This window comes from Actinacidiphila polyblastidii (assembly GCF_036353415.1).
In the GTDB taxonomy this organism is placed as follows: domain Bacteria; phylum Actinomycetota; class Actinomycetes; order Streptomycetales; family Streptomycetaceae; genus Actinacidiphila; species Actinacidiphila polyblastidii.
Genome location: NZ_JAZEWV010000005.1, coordinates 169,735 through 186,879 on the forward strand (window position 1 = coordinate 169,735; position 17,145 = coordinate 186,879).

17 protein-coding genes are annotated in these 17,145 nt (G+C 75.6%); 9 read left to right on the forward strand and 8 right to left on the reverse strand.

Annotated features, from left to right (window positions below):
* Positions 1-92: 92 nt before the first annotated feature.
* Positions 93-815: a class F sortase gene (locus tag V2S66_RS09090; protein ID WP_330794037.1), complete on the reverse strand. Its 723-nt coding sequence runs from the start codon at positions 813-815 to the stop codon at positions 93-95.
* Between the two features lie 203 nt (positions 816-1,018).
* On the reverse strand, positions 1,019-1,402 hold the full coding sequence (locus tag V2S66_RS09095) for a hypothetical protein (protein WP_330794038.1): 384 nt from the start codon (positions 1,400-1,402) through the stop codon (positions 1,019-1,021).
* Positions 1,403-1,768: 366 nt separating this feature from the next.
* Between V2S66_RS09095 and V2S66_RS09100 the strand changes: the two genes are divergently transcribed.
* Positions 1,769-3,001: a multicopper oxidase domain-containing protein gene (locus tag V2S66_RS09100; protein WP_330794039.1), complete on the forward strand. Its 1,233-nt coding sequence runs from the start codon at positions 1,769-1,771 to the stop codon at positions 2,999-3,001.
* Positions 3,002-3,108: 107 nt separating this feature from the next.
* Here the strand turns inward: V2S66_RS09100 and V2S66_RS09105 are convergent, their stop codons facing one another.
* Positions 3,109-4,980, reverse strand: coding sequence for an FAD-dependent oxidoreductase (locus V2S66_RS09105; protein WP_330794040.1), 1,872 nt, complete (start codon positions 4,978-4,980; stop codon positions 3,109-3,111).
* 261 nt (positions 4,981-5,241) lie between these two features.
* Here V2S66_RS09105 and V2S66_RS09110 point away from each other — a divergent pair, with 261 nt between their 5' ends.
* From V2S66_RS09110 to V2S66_RS09140, 7 genes are all read left to right on the forward strand, one after another.
* The gene (locus V2S66_RS09110; RefSeq protein WP_330794179.1) at positions 5,242-6,312 is read left to right on the forward strand and encodes a SchA/CurD-like domain-containing protein; all 1,071 of its coding nucleotides are present in this window, start codon (positions 5,242-5,244) and stop codon (positions 6,310-6,312) included.
* 59 nt (positions 6,313-6,371) lie between these two features.
* Positions 6,372-6,821 carry a cupin domain-containing protein gene (locus V2S66_RS09115; RefSeq protein ID WP_330794041.1) on the forward strand — a complete coding sequence of 150 codons (450 nt, stop codon included), beginning with the start codon at positions 6,372-6,374 and terminating at the stop codon, positions 6,819-6,821.
* A complete protein-coding gene (locus tag V2S66_RS09120; RefSeq protein ID WP_330794042.1) occupies positions 6,818-8,086 on the forward strand; it encodes a beta-ketoacyl-[acyl-carrier-protein] synthase family protein in 1,269 nt (422 codons plus the stop codon). Before V2S66_RS09115 ends, V2S66_RS09120 begins: the two co-directional genes overlap by 4 nt.
* Entirely contained in the window at positions 8,083-9,372 is a 1,290-nt protein-coding gene (locus tag V2S66_RS09125) for a beta-ketoacyl synthase N-terminal-like domain-containing protein (protein ID WP_330794043.1), read from the forward strand. The genes V2S66_RS09120 and V2S66_RS09125 overlap by 4 nt, the downstream gene beginning before the upstream one ends.
* Positions 9,373-9,449: 77 nt before the next feature.
* Positions 9,450-9,707 (forward strand): acyl carrier protein, encoded by a 258-nt coding sequence (locus tag V2S66_RS09130; RefSeq protein ID WP_330794044.1) that lies wholly within the window; start codon positions 9,450-9,452, stop codon positions 9,705-9,707.
* Positions 9,708-9,740: 33 nt separating this feature from the next.
* On the forward strand, positions 9,741-10,214 hold the full coding sequence (locus tag V2S66_RS09135; protein WP_330794045.1) for an SRPBCC family protein: 474 nt from the start codon (positions 9,741-9,743) through the stop codon (positions 10,212-10,214).
* Positions 10,215-10,219: 5 nt separating this feature from the next.
* On the forward strand, positions 10,220-10,543 hold the full coding sequence (locus tag V2S66_RS09140) for a TcmI family type II polyketide cyclase (protein ID WP_330794046.1): 324 nt from the start codon (positions 10,220-10,222) through the stop codon (positions 10,541-10,543).
* Between the two features lie 106 nt (positions 10,544-10,649).
* Here the strand turns inward: V2S66_RS09140 and V2S66_RS09145 are convergent, their stop codons facing one another.
* The 4 genes from V2S66_RS09145 to V2S66_RS09160 all read right to left on the reverse strand — a co-directional run bounded on the left by V2S66_RS09145 (position 10,650) and on the right by V2S66_RS09160 (position 15,209).
* Complete coding sequence (locus V2S66_RS09145; protein WP_413966337.1) at positions 10,650-11,750, reverse strand: methyltransferase; 1,101 nt, start codon at positions 11,748-11,750, stop codon at positions 10,650-10,652.
* Between the two features lie 139 nt (positions 11,751-11,889).
* Positions 11,890-12,939 (reverse strand): right-handed parallel beta-helix repeat-containing protein, encoded by a 1,050-nt coding sequence (locus V2S66_RS09150; RefSeq protein ID WP_330794047.1) that lies wholly within the window; start codon positions 12,937-12,939, stop codon positions 11,890-11,892.
* 195 nt (positions 12,940-13,134) lie between these two features.
* Entirely contained in the window at positions 13,135-14,481 is a 1,347-nt protein-coding gene (locus V2S66_RS09155) for a sensor histidine kinase (protein WP_330794181.1), read from the reverse strand.
* Between the two features lie 35 nt (positions 14,482-14,516).
* Positions 14,517-15,209, reverse strand: a complete 693-nt coding sequence (locus V2S66_RS09160) for a response regulator transcription factor (RefSeq protein ID WP_330794048.1) — start codon at positions 15,207-15,209, stop codon at positions 14,517-14,519.
* 522 nt (positions 15,210-15,731) lie between these two features.
* Between V2S66_RS09160 and V2S66_RS09165 the strand changes: the two genes are divergently transcribed.
* Positions 15,732-16,262, forward strand: coding sequence for a RodZ family helix-turn-helix domain-containing protein (locus V2S66_RS09165; protein WP_330794049.1), 531 nt, complete (start codon positions 15,732-15,734; stop codon positions 16,260-16,262).
* Here the strand turns inward: V2S66_RS09165 and V2S66_RS09170 are convergent.
* Positions 16,259-17,116 carry a spermidine synthase gene (locus tag V2S66_RS09170; RefSeq protein WP_330794050.1) on the reverse strand — a complete coding sequence of 286 codons (858 nt, stop codon included), beginning with the start codon at positions 17,114-17,116 and terminating at the stop codon, positions 16,259-16,261. The two genes, V2S66_RS09165 and V2S66_RS09170, sit on opposite strands and share 4 nt — an antisense overlap.
* Positions 17,117-17,145 lie beyond the last annotated feature (29 nt).

Below are 17,145 nucleotides of genomic sequence, written 5' to 3' on the forward strand. Positions count from 1 at the left end.
CAAAAGCCCAGTTGAGGGCGGCGGGCCCGGTTCTTATGGCGGGCTTAAGGAGGGGGAAGGAAGGGCTTAACGCTTCGCCGCGTCACGCGGCGTCAGTCCTGCCGGGAGGACTCCAGGTGGGCGAAGACCACGACGTTGTCCTTGTAGTCCTGCTTGGCGTGGTCGAAGGTGCCGCCGCAGGTGATGATGCGCAGTTCGGCGTCCGGGGTGTCGCCGTAGACGCGGTCGTCGGGGAAGTCGTTCTTGGCGAAGGTCTCCACCGAGTCGACCCGGAAGGTCGCGGTGACGCCGTCCACGCGGGTGATGTCCGCGGTCGCGCCCTTCTTGAGCAGCGAGAGCAGCAGGAACACCGCGGGCCCGGTCTTGGTGTCGACGTGCCCGGCCACGATCGCGCTGCCGCGCTCGCCCGGCATCGGGCCGTCCGCGTAGTAGCCGGCGAGGTTCACGTCGTCCTCCGGCGGCGGCTGCAGCCGGCCGTCGGAGCCCAGCGAGAGCGGCGTGAACGGGGCGTTGACGCCGATCGACGGGATCGACAGCCGGACCGGCACCGCCCGCGAGAGCACCGGGCCCTGCGCGGCGCGCGCCGAGGCGGCGGCCGACGCCGACGCCTGCGCGGAGGCTCCGGCGGTGGCCGGGGCGGGGGCGGCGGGCGCGCCGACCGCGGGCTGGGAGCCGGTCGGGTTGAAGGAGTTGTAGACCAGCAGCCCGCCGAGCAGGGCCGCGCCCGCCGCCCAGCGCAGGACGCGGGTGCGCGGATCGCGCCCGGAGGCGCCGCCCCCCTGGGAGGCGCCGGGGTGCGGGGGCTGCACGGACATGGGCGCTGCCTTTCTTCGCGGACCTGCTGACCTGCTGCGTCGCTGCGTCGCTGGTGCTTACGGGGACTTCACATCCGGCGGGGAACACCGGGAACGGGCCGGTGCGGCCGCCGCCACGGGGACGGCGGCCACACCGGAACGGGAGGAACGCCCGGAAGCGCGCGGATGCCGAGGGTGAGGAGGTGGGAGGTGGCTGCGGAAGGTCAGGCGGCCACAGCGGCGCCGGACGCGCCACGGCGGCGGCGCAGCACGTACGCACCGGCGCCGAGGCCGCCGAGCAGCAGGACCGAGCCGGCCGCCAGACCGCTGCCGCCGGCCAGCGACATGCCGCCGCCACCGGTGTGCATGCCGCCGTGCGGCTTCTCGCCGTTCCAACCGCTGCCGCTGTCCTCGCTCTTCTGCCAGCCGCTGCTGCTGTCGGCGCCGGCGCCGCCCTGCTCGCCCGTCCAACCGGAGTTGTCGGACGAGGACTTCGGGCTGCTGGGGTCGTAGGCGTCGACCGCGCCGGTGGCGTGGGCGGCCGGGGCCGCGATGGCGAGGCAGGCGGTGAGTGCGGCGCCGGCCAGGAGGGAGCGGGCAGTACGCATGGGACGTCCTTCCGTCGCACCGTGCGCCGGTCGGCTTCGTGCCGGCCCTGGAAAGCGCAGTGGCGACACCCTCACCGTCAGTCACTCACCGGCTCGCTGCCACCGGGATGATCCACGAGGGTGGCCGCTTCGCCTCTTCGGGTGGTTCCCGGGCGCACGACGGGATTCCGTCCCCTTCCCGATCCCCGTCCCCGTTCCCCCGTCCCGGCCGTCCCGGTCACCCGCTCGGCCCGGCCGGAACGGCGCGAGCGCCCGGTGTCCACGCACAGTGGTGACGGCGGCCACCCGCGGCCCCGACCCGGCGGGGCGCGCCGTGCCGCCCGCGCTCGCGCCGTACCCCCACCGCAACTCCGCCGAGAGGACGCCATGCCAACGGATGACCCCGCATCCCCCGCACCCGTCGCCGCCCGCACCTCCCAGGGCCGCCGCTCGCTGCTGCGGGCGCTGACTGGCGGGGGCGCCGCGGCGGCGCTCACCCTCTCCACCGCCCAGGCCGCCCAGGCGGCGCCGGGCGCGGCGGCCGGCGCGCTTGATCCCTTCGCCACCGACCGGTTCCGGCCCTCCGGCCGGGTCCGCGAGTACTGGCTGCAGGCCGACTCCTACGCGCACAACGTCGCGCCGAACGGCAAAGACGGCATGACCGGCATGAAGTTCACCGCCGACCAGACCACGTACCAGGCCATCGGGTACCGCGCGTACACCCCGAAGTGGGGCAGCCCGCTGCCCGCCGACCACGGGCCCGAGGGCATCGGCGCCAACAGCGGCGTCCCCGGGCCCGTGCTGCGCGCCGAGGTCGGCGACGTGATCCGGGTGCACTTCAGGAACAACGACGCGCACTACAAGTGGCCGCACAGCATCCACCCGCACGGCGTCCGCTACGACCAGGACAACGACGGCGGCTGGATGTCCGACGACCCCAGGCGGCCGGGCACCGCCGTGGCGTACGGCGGGAGTTACACCTACGAGTGGACGTGCACCGAGGGGTCGGTGGGCAGTTGGCCGTACCACGACCACGCGGCGCCCCAGGCGGTGGCGCACGCGGCCGCGTCATCCGCGGCGCCCTCGGCGCCCCCCTCGGCGGGGATGCAGGGGATGTCGGGGAAGCCGGGCGACAGCCCGCCGCCGTCCGGCGGGGCGCAGGCGGACGCGTTCTCGGCGGGCGGGCCGGTGATGGAGATCGGCGCGGAGCTGGGCCTGTTCGGGATGATCGCGATCACCGACAAGGACACCCCGCCGGTGGACCGGGAGTTCGTGCTCTTCTTCCACGACCTGGCGTCCGCCGACGCGCCGTCGCTCAAGCAGGACGTGTCGCTCTGCAACGGGGGCGCGTTCGTGGACAACGCGCCCACCTTCACCGCCCGGCCGGGCGACCGGGTGCGCTGGCGGGTGGGCACCCTGGGCAACAGCTTCCACGTCTTCCACGTGCACGGCCACCGCTGGCGCACCGCAGACGGCTGGGTGGACTCGCAGGTGCTCGGCCCCGCGACGACCCTCACGGTCGAGTACCGCGAGGACAACCCGGGCGACTGGATCTACCACTGCCACGTGCCCGGCCACATGATGCGCGGCATGGCGGGCCGCTACCGCGTCACCCGCTGACCCGCCGCGCGGCGCAGGGCGGCGCCGGGCGCGGCGGCCGGGGCCGGTGACCGGTCCCGGCCGCCACCCGCGGGCGGCTGCCTGACGGCGGCCTCCCGCCGGCCGGCTCAGGTCAGCCGGAAGACCCGGCGGAGCACGCCTTCGAGCGCGGCCTGCGGGTCGGGGTCGGCCCCCTGCGCACGCCAGGCGACGATCCCGTCGGGCCGCACCAGCACGCAGCCGTCGTCGCCGACGCCGTGCAGCCGCCCGAAGTCCGGCGGTCCCGCGGGCGGTCCGGCCGGAGGTCCCGACGGCGGTCCCGCCGGGCGGCCGGCCGGCGGGCCCGCGCCAGGGCGCTCGCCGCCGGCGGCGGGAGCCGGCGGCTCGGGCACCACGTCCCGGCCGATCCCGTACGCCTGGAGCGGGACGCCGGTGCGCTCGGCGGCGAGCCGTGCCGCGTCCTGCCAGGCGGCGGCCCGCGGCCCGCACAGCAGCACCGGCGCGCTCTCGTAGAGGTCGAGCGTGGACAGCCGCTCCGCGCCGCGGCGCAGCCACATGTGCGGGGCCCGGCCGCCGACGGCGGCGAGCGGGCTGAAGTCCGCGGGGATGACGGACGCGTCGGGCGCGGCGCCGGGCTCGGCGGCGGGGTCCTCCAGGGCGCCCTCGCGGTACCGGTAGCCGAGGACCACCGCGAGCATCCCGGCCTGGCGGCCGGCGGCGGGCGCGACGTCGTAGCCGGGGTGGCTGTGCTCGGCGGAGCGGGCGGAGGCGCGCGCGCCGGTGGCGAGGGCGAGCGGCCGCCGCTCGGCGTCGTAGGTGTCGAGCAGGCCGGGCCCGGCCCAGCCGGCCAGCACCGCGGCGAGCTTCCAGGCCAGGTTGTGGGCGTCCTGGATGCCGGTGTTGGAGCCGAACGCGCCGGTCGGCGACATCTCGTGGGCGGAGTCGCCGGCCAGCAGGACGCGGCCGCCGCGGTAGGCCGCGGCGGTCCGCTCGGCTGCGTGCCAGGGGGCCTTGCCGGTGATCTCCACCTCCAGGTCCTGCACCCCGGTGGCGGTGCGGATCAGGTCGGCGCAGTGCTCCTGGGTGAAGTCCTCCAGGGTCTCGCCGTCGTCGGGCCGCCACGGCGCGTGGAAGACCCACTCCTGCGCGTTGTCGACCGGCAGCAGGGCGCCGGGGCTGGCCGGGGTGGTCAGGTAGCAGACGATGAACCGCCGGTCGCCGACCACGTCCGCCAGGCCCTTGGCGCGGAAGGTGATGCTCACGTTGTGGAAGAGGTCGCCGGGCCCGGTCATGGGGATGCCGAGGCGTTCGCGGACCGGGCTGCGCGGCCCGTCGGCGGCGATCAGGTAGTCGGCCCGCACGGTGCGTTCCGTGCCGCTCTCCCGGTCCCTGACGACCGCGGTGACGCCCTCGTCGTCCTGGACGCAGTCGACCAGCTCGGTGTGGAAGCGGATGTCGCCGCCGAGGCCGCGGGCCTCGTCGAGCAGGACCGGCTCCAGGTCGTTCTGGCTGCACAGGCACCACCCGGACGGGCTGATGGCGGCCATCCGGTTTCCCGGGTCGATCTGCTTGAACAGCCACTCCTGGTCGGCGCCGGTGAGGGTGTCGGCCTGGAGGATGCCGTGGTTGCCGGCCAGCACCGACGCGGCGTCGCGGATCGCGTCCTCCACACCGGCGGTGCGGAACAGCTCCATGGTGCGGACGTTGTTGCCGCGGCCGCGCGGGTGGTGCGAGGTGCGGGCGTGCCGCTCGACCAGCAGGTGGGGGACGCCGAGACGGCCGAGGAAGAGCGAGGCGGACAGGCCCACCAGGGAGCCGCCCACGATGAGCACGGGCACCCGCTCGTCGTGGCCGTGCCCGGCCGGGGCGGACGGGGCCGGGACGGACGGGGCCGGGACGGCGGTCGGTCGGGAGGCGGAGGCACGGGCGGGGGCGGAGGCACGGGCGGGGGCGGAGGCGGGGCCGGGGCCTGCGGGGCCCCGGTCGGGTTGACGCGTCATGGGTCTCTCCAGTGCGGGACGGTGCGGAGCCGGTGTGCGGCGGGTGCGGAACGCGGGCCGCGGTCCACCGGCTGCGTTGCTCCCTTCCCTGCCGGTCCCCCGCCGCGAGCCGGTTGCCCGGGTCTTCACCCGCCCGCCTCACGCGTCGTGCGCGATCCGGAGCTTTACGTGAGCATTACGTTAGCCGGCCTCGCCGATCGCATATGCGTACGGCAAGCGGCTTTTCCGCACCTGCGAGAGGACCGAGATCCCGTGACCACCCTGGACGACCGGCGCACTCCGCCGTCCCCCGCCGCCCTCGGCGACGCCCCTCCGACCACCCGCCTTCGCGTCGTGCTGCTGCTGGACGTCCTCGACGGCAAGCAGCAGGACTTCCTCGCCGCGTACGAGCAGATCCGGCACCAGGTGGCGGCCGTGCCCGGCCACATCAGCGACCAGCTCTGCCAGTCGCTCGGCAACTCCTCCCAGTGGCTGATCACCAGCGAGTGGGAGAGCAGCGAGCCCTTCCTGGAGTGGGTGGAGAGCGCCGCCCACCGCAAGATGGTCGAGCCGCTGCACGACACCGTGCGCGACACCACCAGCCTGCGCTACGTCGTCAACCGCGAGACGCCTGAGCCGGGCGAGGCGGTGCGGGCCGCGGTGCGCCGCGGCAAGCCGGCCGCCGCCCCCGCGGCCGGGCTCGACCCGCTGCCCGAGCCGCCGCTGTGCTCCGGCGGTGTCGTCCGGCACGCGATCACCTTCACCGTCCGCCCGGGCAGCGAGGAGGCGGTCGGCAAGCTGCTCGCCGACTACGAGTCGCCGGAGTCCAGGGTCGACGACACCACCCGGCTGCTGCGCACCTCGCTGTACATGTACGGCAACCGGGTGGTGCGCGCCGTCGAGGTCGAGGGCGACCTCGGCAACGCCCTGCGCCACGTGGCCCGGCAGCCCGAAGTGCGCGCGGTGGAGGAGGCGATCAACCCGTACCTGGAGGAGGAGCGCGACCTCACCGACTCCTCCTCGGCGCGGGCCTTCTTCGCCCGCGCCGCGCTGCCCGCGGTCCGGCACGTGGCGTCCGACCCGCGGGCCGCCGCGGCCGCCGGGCTGACCCGGCTGGCCTTCGTGCACCAGATCCCCGGCCGGGACGGCCCGTCGCAGGCCCGCACGCTCTCCGACCTCGACGCGGCGGACTGCGCCGACCCCGGCCGCCCGGTGGTGGCGGCCACCGTATTCCAGCGCGGCGACGTGCTGGTCCGGGTGCTGGACCTGCGGGGCCCCGCCGACGCCGGCCAACTGGCCCGCGGCGGACGGCAGATGAACCTCGTCACCGACCGCTCGGCGCAGCCCGCCTGACCCCCGGGCCGCGGCGGCGGCGCAGCCGCGGCGGCCGGACCACCCACCAAGGAGCCGGAATGACCCAGAGCCAAGCCCGCATCGTCCACCTCGACGACACCAGCCCCAACCGCCGCCGCGGCGGCGACCTGCGCGCCGTCCTCACCCCCACCACCACCGGCTGCACCAGCGGCTTCATGGGCCTGGCCATCGTCGGCCCGGGTGAGCGCATCGGCGAGCACTACCACCCGTACTCCGAGGAGTTCGTCTACGTCGTCAGCGGCGCGCTGGAGGTGGACCTCGACGGCGCCACCCACACGCTGCGGCCCGACCAGGGCCTGATGATCCCGATCGACGTGCGCCACCGGTTCCGCAACGTCGGCGACACCGAGGCCCGGATGGTGTTCCACCTGGGTCCGCTCGCGCCGCGCCCCGAGCTGGGCCACGTCGACACCGAGGGCGCCGACGCCGCCGGCGAGACCGCCGCCGCGCCTGCCGTGCCCCCCGACCCGGCTGGGGCGCGGGCATGAGCCGCCGTGTGGCGGTCACCGGACTCGGGGTGGTCGCCCCCGGCGGGATAGGCGTGCCGGCGTTCTGGGACCTGCTCACCGCGGGCAGGACCGCGACCCGCGGCATCACCCTCTTCGACCCGGAGGGCTTCAGGTCGCGGATCGCCGCCGAGTGCGACTTCGACCCGGCCGCCGCGGGGCTCACCCCCGAGCAGGCCGAACGCTCGGACCGGTACGTGCAGTTCGCCCTCACCGCGGCCCGCGAGGCGGTGCGCGACAGCGGTCTCGACATGGGCGCGGAGGACCCGTGGCGGATCGGCGCGTCGCTCGGCTCGGCGGTCGGCGGCACCACCCGCCTCGAGCACGACTACGTGGCGGTCAGCGGGAAGGGCTCCCGCTGGGACGTGGCGCACGAGCCGGCCGGGCGGCACCTGCACCGGGCGTTCCAGCCGAGCGCGCTGGCCGCGGACGTGGCGGCGGACCTCGGTGCGCACGGCCCGGTGCAGACCGTCTCCACCGGCTGCACCTCCGGGCTCGACGCCGTCGGCCACGCCTTCCACCTGGTGCAGGAGGGCCGGGCGGACGTCATCGTGGCCGGCGCCGCGGACTCGCCGATCTCCCCGATCACGGTGGCCTGCTTCGACGCCATCAAGGCCACCTCGACCCGCAACGACGACCCGGCGCACGCCTCCCGGCCGTTCGACGCGGACCGCGACGGCTTCGTGCTCGGCGAGGGCGCGGCGGTGCTGCTGCTGGAGGAGTGGGAGCACGCCCGCAGGCGCGGCGCCCGCATCCACTGCGAACTGCGCGGCTTCGCCACCTTCGGCAACGCCTACCACATGACCGGGCTGACCGCGGAGGGCCTGGAGATGTCGCACGCGATCGACCAGGCGCTCGCCGAGGCGCGGATCGACCGCACCGGCGTCGACTACGTCAACGCGCACGGCTCCGGCACCAAGCAGAACGACCGGCACGAGACCGCGGCGGTCAAGCGGTCGCTGGGCGAGCACGCCCGCAAGGTGCCGATGAGCTCGATCAAGTCGATGGTCGGCCACTCGCTGGGCGCGATCGGCGCGATCGAACTCGCCGCCTGCGCACTGGCGCTGAAGAACGACGTGGTCCCGCCGACCGCCAACTACGACACCCCGGACCCGGACTGCGACCTGGACTACGTGCCGCGCACCGCCCGGCAGACGCAGCTGCGCTCGGTGCTGTCGGTCGGCAGCGGCTTCGGCGGCTTCCAGTCCGCGGTCGTGCTCGCGCACGCCGAGAGGAGCACCCGATGAGGGACCAGAGCACGAGGGACCGGAGCACGCACGACGCCGCGCCGGGCGAGTCCTCCGCCCGGCGGACGGTCATCACCGGCCTCGGCGTGATCGCCCCCAACGGCATCGGCGCCGAGCCCTTCTGGAAGGCCGTCGTGGGGGGCGCCTCGGTGCTCGGCCCGGTCACCCGGGAGGGCTGCGCCCACCTGCCGCTGCGGGTGGCCGGCGAGGTCCGCGACTTCGACCCGGCCGCACTCGTCGACAGCAAGTTCCTGGTGCAGACCGACCGGTTCAGCCACTTCGCCATGGCCGCCGCCGAACTCGCCCTGGACGACGCCCGGCTGGCGGCCGACCCGGACGACCCGTTCGGCATCGGCGTGGTCACCGCGGCCGGCAGCGGCGGCGGCGAGTTCGGCCAGAGCGAGCTGCAGCAACTGTGGGGCAAGGGACCGTCGTTCGTCGGGCCCTACCAGTCGATCGCCTGGTTCTACGCGGCCAGCACCGGCCAGATCTCCATCCGCGGCGGCTTCCGCGGTCCCTGCGGGGTGCTCGCCGACGACGAGGCCGGCGGCCTCGACGCCTTCGCGCACGCCCGGCGCACCATCAGGCGCGGCACCGACGCGGTGGTGGTCGGCGCCACCGAGGCGCCGCTCGCCCCGTACTCGGTGGTCTGCCAGCTCGGCTACCCGGAACTGAGCCTGGAGGAGGAGCCGCACCGCGCCTACCTGCCGTTCACCGTCGACGCCCGCGGCTTCTCGCCGGCCGAGGGCGGCGCGATGTTCGTGCTGGAGGACGCCGACGCCGCGCGGCGGCGGGGCGTGCGGGCCAGGGCCGAAGTGGCCGGGCACTGCGCGACCTTCACCGGCGGCGACGGCTGGGAGGACTCCCGGCAGGGCCTGGCCCGCGCGATCAGGGGCGCGCTGGACGAGGCGGGCTGCTCGGCCCGCGAGGTCGACGTGGTCTTCGCCGACGCGCTCGGCGTGCCCGCCGCCGACCAGGCCGAGGCGCTGGCGCTCGCCGACGCGCTCGGCCCGCACGCCGCGAACGTCCCCGTCACGGCGCCCAAGACCGGCTTCGGCCGGGCCTACTCCGCCTCCTCCGCGCTGGACGTCGCCGCGGCCGTCCTCGCCCTGGAGCACGGCGTGGTGCCGCCGACCCCGAACGTCACCGAGGTCCGGCACGACCTCGACGTCGTCACGGGCGAGGCGCGCACCGCGGCGCTCGACACCGCTCTGGTGCTCAGCCGCGGCCTGATGGGCGGCAACGCCGCCCTGGTGCTGCGCCGCGTCCCCGACGGCGAACTCTGAACCCGCGGCCGCCCGCCCCGCTCGGACCCCGGTCCGGCGGGCGCCGCGCATCCCCGAAAGAACGAAGGAGAACCACCATGATCGGAACTGTCACCTTCGACGAGCTCGCCGAGCTGATGAACGCACGGGCCGGACTCTCCGTCGACCCGCAGGAGATGAAGAGCCGCCCTGACGCCACCTTCGCGGACTTCGAGCTGGACTCCCTCGGCCTGCTGGGCATCGTCGCCGAGCTGGAGAAGCGCTACGGCCAGCCGATGGGCGCGGACGCCGAGGGCTGCAAGACGCCCCGCGCCTTCCTGGACACCGTCAACGGCACGCTCGCCGCCGCGGTCTGAGCCGTCCGCCCGAGCCGCACGGAGGAGAACCACATGACCAGCACCACCGGACACACCGACAACCGCATCGTCATCGCCGCCCCGCTCGACCTGACCTGGGAGATGACCAACGACCTGGAGCGCTGGCCGACGCTGTTCAGCGAGTACGCCTCGGTCGAGGTCATGGAGCGGGACGGCGACCGGGTCACCTTCCGCCTCACCATGCACCCCGACGAGAACGGCACGGTGTGGAGCTGGGTCTCCGAGCGCACCGCCGACCGCGGCAGCTGGACGGTCCAGGCCCGGCGGGTGGAGACCGGCCCGTTCGACCACATGGACATCCGCTGGGAGTACGAGCCGGTGCCGGAGGGCACCGCGATGCGCTGGGTCCAGGACTTCGCGATGAAGCCCACCGCGCCGGTCGACGACGCCGGCATGACCGACCACATCAACCGCAACTCCGTCATCCAGATGGAGCGCATCCGCGACCAGGTCGAGAAGGCCGCGGCCGACGCGGGAAGGGTGTGAGCGCGATGCACCGCAGCCTGATCGTGGCCCGGATGAAGCCGGACTCCGCGGACGGCATCGCGGACGCCTTCGCGGAGTCCGACCGCGGCGAACTGCCCGGCCTGATCGGGGTCACCGGCCGCAGCCTGTTCCAGTTCGGCGAGCTGTACCTGCACCTGATCGAGGCCGAGCGGCCGCCCGGCCCCGAGGTGGCCCGGATGAAGGACCACCCGCAGTTCCGCTCGGTCAGCGACGCGCTGTCCGCGTACGTCACCGCCTACGACCCGCTGACCTGGCGGGAGCCGAAGGACGCGATGGCCAGGGAGTTCTACCGCTGGGAGCGGACCTGACGGTCCGCGGGGCAGGCCGCGCAGGACATCGGCCCGTACCTCCCGATCGGGAGGTACGGGCCGATGTCCTTGCCGGTCGGAGTCCGGTCGGAGTCCGGTCGGAGCGCTAGCCCGCGACGACCGCCTCGAAAGCGTGCAGGTACGGGTTGACCGGGCGGATCTCGCCCAGCGTCAGACCGGCCTGCGTCATCAGGGCGCTCATGCTCGCGCGGGTGTGCTTGGCGCCGCCGACGTTCATGAGCAGCAGGAGGTCCATCGCGGTGGTGAACCGCATGGACGGGCTGTCGTCCACCAGGTTCTCGATGACCAGCACGCGGGCGCCGGGCTCGGCCGCCGCCATCACGTTGGCCAGCGTCGCCCGGGTGCTGTCGTCGTCCCACTCCAGGATGTTCTTGATGATGTACAGGTCGGCCTGGACCGGGATCGCCTGCCGGCAGTCGCCCGGCACCAGCGTGGCACGGGAGGCGAGCGCGCCGCCGTCGCGCAGCCGGGGGTCGCAGCCCGCCACGACCGCGGGCAGGTCGAGCAGCGTGCCGTGCAGGCCGGGGTGCTTCTCCAGCAGGCCGGCGAGCACGTGCCCCTGACCGCCGCCGATGTCGGCGACCCGGGCGATCCCGGTCATGTCGACGTACTCCGCCAGGTCGGCCGCGGCCTGCCGGCTGGAGGCGGTCATCGCCCGGTCGAACACCCGGGCGGAGTCGCCGCCTTCGGTGTGCAGGTAGTCGAAGAAGCCCTTGCCGAAGACGTCGGGGAAGACCTCCCTGCCGGTGCGCACCGCGTCGTCCAGGCGCGGCCACGCCTGCCAGGTCCACGGCTCGGTGCACCACAGGGCGATGTGCTTCAGGCTGCCCGGCGCGTCCTCGCGCAGCAGCCGCGACATGTCGGTGTGCGCGAACCGGCCGTCCTCGGTCTCGGTGAAGAGCCCGTGGCTGGCCAGCGCGGTGAGCAGGCGGCGCAGCGCGCGCGGCTGGGCGCCGGTCGCGCGGGCCAGGTCGTCGGCAGTGGCGGGGGCGTCGCCGAGGGCGTCGGCCAGGCCCAGCGAGGCGGCGGCGCGCACGGCGGCGGCCACGGCCGCGCCGAACACGATCTCGCGCAGCCGCATCGAGGTCTGCGGGTCGGGTGCGCCCTGCGCGGCGCCGGCGCGGACGCGGGCGCGGTCGGGGGCCGGGGTGCGGTCGTCGGAGGTGGTGGGTGGCGCGGTGGTCATGGCGCCGCCTTTCTGCTGCGGGGGGATGGGGGGTCGTGCCGGGTACGGCGGGTGGTGCGGTGGGAACGGGGTGGCGCGGAGGGGTTCCGGCGGATGGCGTACGGGATCGGGGGGCGTACGGGATCGGGGGCGCGCGGGGTCAGCAGTGGCCGGCGGGCAGCGACACGGCGCACGTGTTGCCGCTGAAGGTGTTGCCGGTGCCGGTGTCGCGGTCGGCGATGTCCGCCGGGCCGTTGCCCGTCAGCAGGTTGTCGTGGATCGCGTTGCCCGTGTTGGGGACGCCCACGAAGCTGTGGAAGAGCACGACGCCGCCGGACATCGGCGCGTCGCCGGAGTTGCCGGTCACCGTGTTGCCCTCGATGACGGTGTTCTCCACGCCGGTCAGCACGATGCCGGAGCCCTGGACGTACGGCAGCCGGCTGGTCGCCGCGCAGAACCTGGTGTTGCCGGAGACGACGTTGCCGCGGACCGTCAGGTCGCCCGCCCGGGGGAGGCCCTCGTCGCCGACGACGAACACGCCGGCGCAGTTGCCGGTGGCGGCGTTGGCCGCGACCGTCATGTCGCGCACCCGGCGCAGCACGACGCCCATCTTGTTGCCCGACAGGGCGTTGCCGGTGATCCGCGCGCCCAGCGTGTCCAGCGCGCCGCCCTCCTCGCTGACCGCGTTGGCCAGCAGGATGCCGGCCTCGCCGTTGCCGCGGGCGACGTTGCCGGCGAAGAGGGCGTGCACCGACTTCTCCTGGCCGATGCCGTACTGCGCGTTGTCGGCGGCGACCACGCCGGCGACCGTCATGCCGTCGGCGTGCGTGCCGAAGATCCCGTACTGCGCGAAGCCGGAGACCGTCAGGTCCTCGACGCGCACGCCGGGGGCGCCGCTGACCGAGATGCCGACGGCCGCGGGCGCCGCACCGGCCGGCGGCAGCAGCCTCACGTCGTGGGCGCCGGCGCCGGCGCCGCGCAGCGTCAGGTGGGCGACGGTGATCCGCACGGTCTGGTGGTAGGTGCCGGGCCGCAGTTCGACGGTGTCGCCCGGGTGCGCGGCGTCCACCGCCGCCTGCACGGACTGGCCGGGGGCGACCCGGTGCGTGGCGGCCGCGGTGGCGGCGCCCGCCTGCGGCGCCACGAGCACCGCGGCGGCGGCGGAACCGGCCGCGGCGAGGCCGGCCAGCCACCGCGACCGGGGCGTCATCTGTCCCATTCTCATCAGCGCATCCCGCTTTCCGTGCACGAAGGACGCGCCACACCGGCCCGCCCCCTCGACGCTAAAAGCGGCGCCCGCCCCCCGCCACAGCTGTTCCCCCGCCCGTGCGGCGGCCGCCCCCGCTACGCCCCTGACGGCCCAACGCACGGGGGCGCGGGCGGGGGGCGAGCACGGGCCCGCCGCCTACAGGTGACGGCGGCGGCGGGAGGCCGCGACCGGGCGGACGCTGACGCCGCGTGAGAGGTACAGGCGGATCTCCGCGCCGCCCAGGACACCGCGGCCGACCGCGATGTCGCCGCCGGTGGACTCCGCGACCCGCCGCACGATGTCCAGGCCGAGCCCGGTGGAGCCCTGCCCGCCGTCGCCGTGGCCGCGGCGGACCGCCGCTGCCGGGTCCGCGACGCCGGGGCCCGCGTCCGAGACGAGCACGATCACCGAGTCCGCCGAGCTGTGCACGTCCACCGCGAAGGCGGTGCCCTCCGGGGTGTGCCGGAAGACGTTGCCGAGCATCGCGTCCAGCGCGGCGGCCAGTTCGGCGCGCGCCACCGGCACCCGTACCGGCCGGTCCGCGCCGGCCGTCGACACCGCCCGGTCCTCGTCCTCGGCGAGCGCCGACCAGAACGCCATCCGGTCCCTGATCACCTCCGCCGCGTCGCACCCGGCGGCGCCCGGCGCGGGCGCGCGCTGCTCGCGCGCGGTCCTGATGATCTGGTCGACCTCCCGCTCCAGCTGCGCGACCGCCGCACGGGTCTGGTCCGCGGCGGGGCCGTCGCCGAGCGAGGCCGTGTTGAGCCGCAGCACCGTCAGCGGGGTGCGCAGCCGGTGCGAGAGGTCCGCGGCCAGCTCCCGCTCGTTCGCCAGCAGCCCTACGACCTGGTCGGCCATCGCGTTGAACGCCGCGGCGGCCGCCCGCAGCTCCCCCGGGCCGTCCTCCTGCACTCGCACCCCCAGGTCGCCCTCGCCCAGTTGCTGCGCGGCGCTCGCCAGCCGCACCGCCGGGCGGATCATCCGGGCGCCGAGCCGGTCCGCGATGGCCACCGAGCCGACGATCAGCGCCAGCCCCACCCCGGCGAGCACCACCCAGGCGGTGGCGACCCCCCGGGTCACGTCGGCCTCCGGCACGAACACCTCGACCACCGCGGTGCCCGAGCTGACCGCCGTCGGCCGCAGCAGCGCGTACCCGCCGGGCACCCGCACGGTGGACGCCTCGCCGTACGACGCGGCACGGTCGAGGTCCGCCCGCGTCGCGCGGTGCGTGCCCAGGTCCACGGCGGGCGACCCGGCGTGGGCCGGCACCCGCACCGCGATGCGGTCCTCCGCGCCGGCCTGCGTGGTGGCGACCGCCCGGTCCAGCTCCTGGCGGTCGGTGGTGATGACCAGCGCGGGCGCGATGGCGGCGGCCTGCCGCTCGGCGTTGGTCAGCGCCCGGTCCCTGGCCAGCTCCCTGACGACCAGGCCGAGCGGCACCGCGAACGCGATCACCACCATCGCGGTGACCGCCAGCGAGACCCGTATCAGCGACCAGCGCATCCCCCAGCGGTGGCCGCCGTCGTGTGCCCGGCGGGTCACGCCGGGGGCTCCAGCTTCACCCCGACACCGCGCAGCGTGTGCAGGTAGCGGGGCCTGGCCGCGGTCTCCCCCAGCTTGCGGCGCAGCCAGGACAGGTGCACGTCGATCGTCTGGTCGTCGCCGTACGACTGCTGCCACACCTCGGCGAGCAGCTCGCGCCGCGCCACCACCACGCCGGGACGCGCCGCGAGGAAGGTCAGCAGGTCGAACTCGCGCCGCGTCAGGTCCAGCGGCGCCCCGTCCAGGGCGGCCTGCCGGCGGCGCGCGTCGATCTGCAGGCCGCCCACCCGGATCAGCGACTCGGCCTCCGCGCGGTCGGCGGTACGGCCCTTGGCCCGGCGCAGCACGGCCGCCAGCCGGGCCGACAGGTGCTCCACGGAGAACGGTTTCACCAGGTAGTCGTCCGCGCCGTCGTTGAGCAGCCGGACGATCTCCGCCTCGTCGTCCCGCGCGGTGGCGATGATCACCGGCACATCGCTCAGGCCTCGCAGCATCTTCAGCGCCTCCGCGCCGTCCAGGTCGGGCAGGCCGAGGTCGAGGATCACCACGTCGAAGCCGAACTGCGCGACCTCGCGCAGTGCTTCGAGCGCGGTGCCGACGCTGCGCACGGTGTGCGCGGCGTCCGTCAGGTGCCGGATCAGGGCGGAGCGGACGAATTGGTCGTCCTCGACGACGAGCACGCTTGGCATGGCCGCAACCTACCGCCTGCGGCGAGGAACCCGACCACGACCGCAACCCCCACCGGGTCCGGGCGCAGCCCGGGGCTTCCAGGGGCGCGAGGAACTGCGCGACAAGCCACCGCGAGGGGTGCAGGTCGCCACCGGCCCGAAGGGGCAATTGCTGTCGCAGACCGGACCACAGGCCGCCGGCCGGTTGCCCGCACCGCTCCCCGCGCCCCCGCCAGGGCGCAACCCCCACCGGGTCCGGGCGCAGCCCGGGGCTTCCAGGGGCGCGAGGAACTGCGCGACAAGCCACCGCGAGGGGTGCAGGTCGCCACCGGCCCGAAGGGGCAATTGCTGTCGCAGACCGGACCACCGGCAGCCGGCCGGTTGCCCGCGCCACTCCCCGCGCCCCCCGCAGGGCGCAACCCCCACCGGGTCCGGGCGCAGCCCGGGGGTCCGCGGGGGGGCTGGGCGGCGTTGCCTGCGCGGAGGGGGGTGGGGTGGTGGGACGGGCCGCCGGCCGCGGCGGGGAGGTGGGAGTATGGCGCGGTGGGGCGCGCATTGATGCATGTGGGGGCCTGGGCGCTGGCCACGTCAGCGGCGGTGACGCTCTCGTGGTTCGGCGTCCGCTCCGTGCTGCGCAGCACCGCGTACGATCCGCCGCGGGCGCTGCCGATCCCGTCGGCGACGCAGCCGGCGGAGATCTCCGCGACGCAGCGGCCGAGTCCGCGGCCCAGCGCGCCCATCAGCGCACGCACCAGCGCACGCACCAGCGCGAGCCCGAGCGCGACCCCGCGGCGGACCGCGACGAGCCCGGCGCCCGGCCGGACCCGGCCGCCCGCCACCGGCAGCGTCCGTCCGTACAGCCTGAAGGGCGGCCGGGTGGTGCTCGACCTCGGGGCGACCTCCGCGTCGCTGGTGTCGGCGACGCCCAACCCCGGCTGGCAGATGAGCGTGTGGACGCCCACCGGCGACGGCTGGCTGCGGGTGACGTTCACCTCGGCGTCGGGGGCCGAGGCGTCCACCGTGTCCTGCACCTGGAACGGCCACCCGCCGACCGTGCAGGCGTACGAGAACTAGGCCGCGCCGAAGGCGTCCGGCGGTGGGGCCGGGGAGGCGACGGCCGTCGCGTCGGTGACGGGGGCCGCGCCGGCGGCGAAGTCCGCCAGGGCGCGGCCGTGTTCGACGCGGCCCGGGTGCGGGTCGGTGGCCACCCGGCGGGTCAGCTCGGCGACGGGCAGCGGCCCGTCGGCGGCGAGCAGCACGAGGTTCCCGAACCGCCGCCCGCGCAGCACCGCGGGGTCCGCGGCGAGCGCCGCATGCCCGAACGCGCCACGCACGGTGGCGATCTGGCCGCGTGCGAACGCCAGCGCGCCGCCGTCGGTGAGGTTCGCCGCGTACCAGCCGCCGGGCCGCAGCACGCGGCGCACCTCGTCGAGGAACTCCGCGCTGGTCAGGTGCGCGGGCGTGCGGGCGCCCGCGAAGACGTCGGCGATCACCAGGTCCGCCCAGTCCGCGGGGAGCCGGCCGAGGCCGGCCCGCGCGTCGCCGCCGCGGACCTTGATCCGCCAGCCGCGGTCCCAGGGGAGTTCCGCGCGGACGAGTTCGGTGAGGGCGGTGTCCGCCTCGACGACCTGCTGGGTCGAGCGGGGCCGGGTGTGCGCGGTGTAGCGCGCCAGGGTGAGGGCGCCACCGCCGAGGTGCAGCGCGTGCACGGGCCGCCCGGGGGTCGCGAGCAGGTCCACCGCGTGTCCCAGCCTGCGCTGGTAGGAGAAGTCGAGGTGGGAGGGGTCGGCGAGGTCGACATGCGACTGCGGGGCGCCGTCGACGAGCAGCGTCCACGCCTGCGGGCGCTCGCGGTCCGCGCGCAGCTCCGCGACGCCGCCGCCCACCTCCGCGGTGCGGGACGGCTCGTCCCGTCGGTTCCTGGCCATCCCCCGATTATCCGGCCGGCGGCGGCCCC

Excerpts from the sequence above, each read along its gene's own strand:
- V2S66_RS09090 (WP_330794037.1), bottom strand. The coding sequence starts at position 815 with ATGTCCGTGCAGCCCCCGCACCCCGGCGCCTCCCAGGGGGGCGGCGCC.
- V2S66_RS09095 (WP_330794038.1), bottom strand. The coding sequence starts at position 1,402 with ATGCGTACTGCCCGCTCCCTCCTGGCCGGCGCCGCACTCACCGCCTGC.
- V2S66_RS09100 (WP_330794039.1), top strand. The coding sequence starts at position 1,769 with ATGCCAACGGATGACCCCGCATCCCCCGCACCCGTCGCCGCCCGCACC.
- V2S66_RS09105 (WP_330794040.1), bottom strand. The coding sequence starts at position 4,980 with ATGACGCGTCAACCCGACCGGGGCCCCGCAGGCCCCGGCCCCGCCTCC.
- V2S66_RS09115 (WP_330794041.1), top strand. The coding sequence starts at position 6,372 with ATGACCCAGAGCCAAGCCCGCATCGTCCACCTCGACGACACCAGCCCC.
- V2S66_RS09120 (WP_330794042.1), top strand. The coding sequence starts at position 6,818 with ATGAGCCGCCGTGTGGCGGTCACCGGACTCGGGGTGGTCGCCCCCGGC.
- V2S66_RS09125 (WP_330794043.1), top strand. The coding sequence starts at position 8,083 with ATGAGGGACCAGAGCACGAGGGACCGGAGCACGCACGACGCCGCGCCG.
- V2S66_RS09130 (WP_330794044.1), top strand. The coding sequence starts at position 9,450 with ATGATCGGAACTGTCACCTTCGACGAGCTCGCCGAGCTGATGAACGCA.
- V2S66_RS09135 (WP_330794045.1), top strand. The coding sequence starts at position 9,741 with ATGACCAGCACCACCGGACACACCGACAACCGCATCGTCATCGCCGCC.
- V2S66_RS09140 (WP_330794046.1), top strand. The coding sequence starts at position 10,220 with ATGCACCGCAGCCTGATCGTGGCCCGGATGAAGCCGGACTCCGCGGAC.
- V2S66_RS09145 (WP_413966337.1), bottom strand. The coding sequence starts at position 11,750 with ATGACCACCGCGCCACCCACCACCTCCGACGACCGCACCCCGGCCCCC.
- V2S66_RS09150 (WP_330794047.1), bottom strand. The coding sequence starts at position 12,939 with ATGACGCCCCGGTCGCGGTGGCTGGCCGGCCTCGCCGCGGCCGGTTCC.
- V2S66_RS09155 (WP_330794181.1), bottom strand. The coding sequence starts at position 14,481 with ATGCGCTGGTCGCTGATACGGGTCTCGCTGGCGGTCACCGCGATGGTG.
- V2S66_RS09160 (WP_330794048.1), bottom strand. The coding sequence starts at position 15,209 with ATGCCAAGCGTGCTCGTCGTCGAGGACGACCAATTCGTCCGCTCCGCC.
- V2S66_RS09170 (WP_330794050.1), bottom strand. The coding sequence starts at position 17,116 with ATGGCCAGGAACCGACGGGACGAGCCGTCCCGCACCGCGGAGGTGGGC.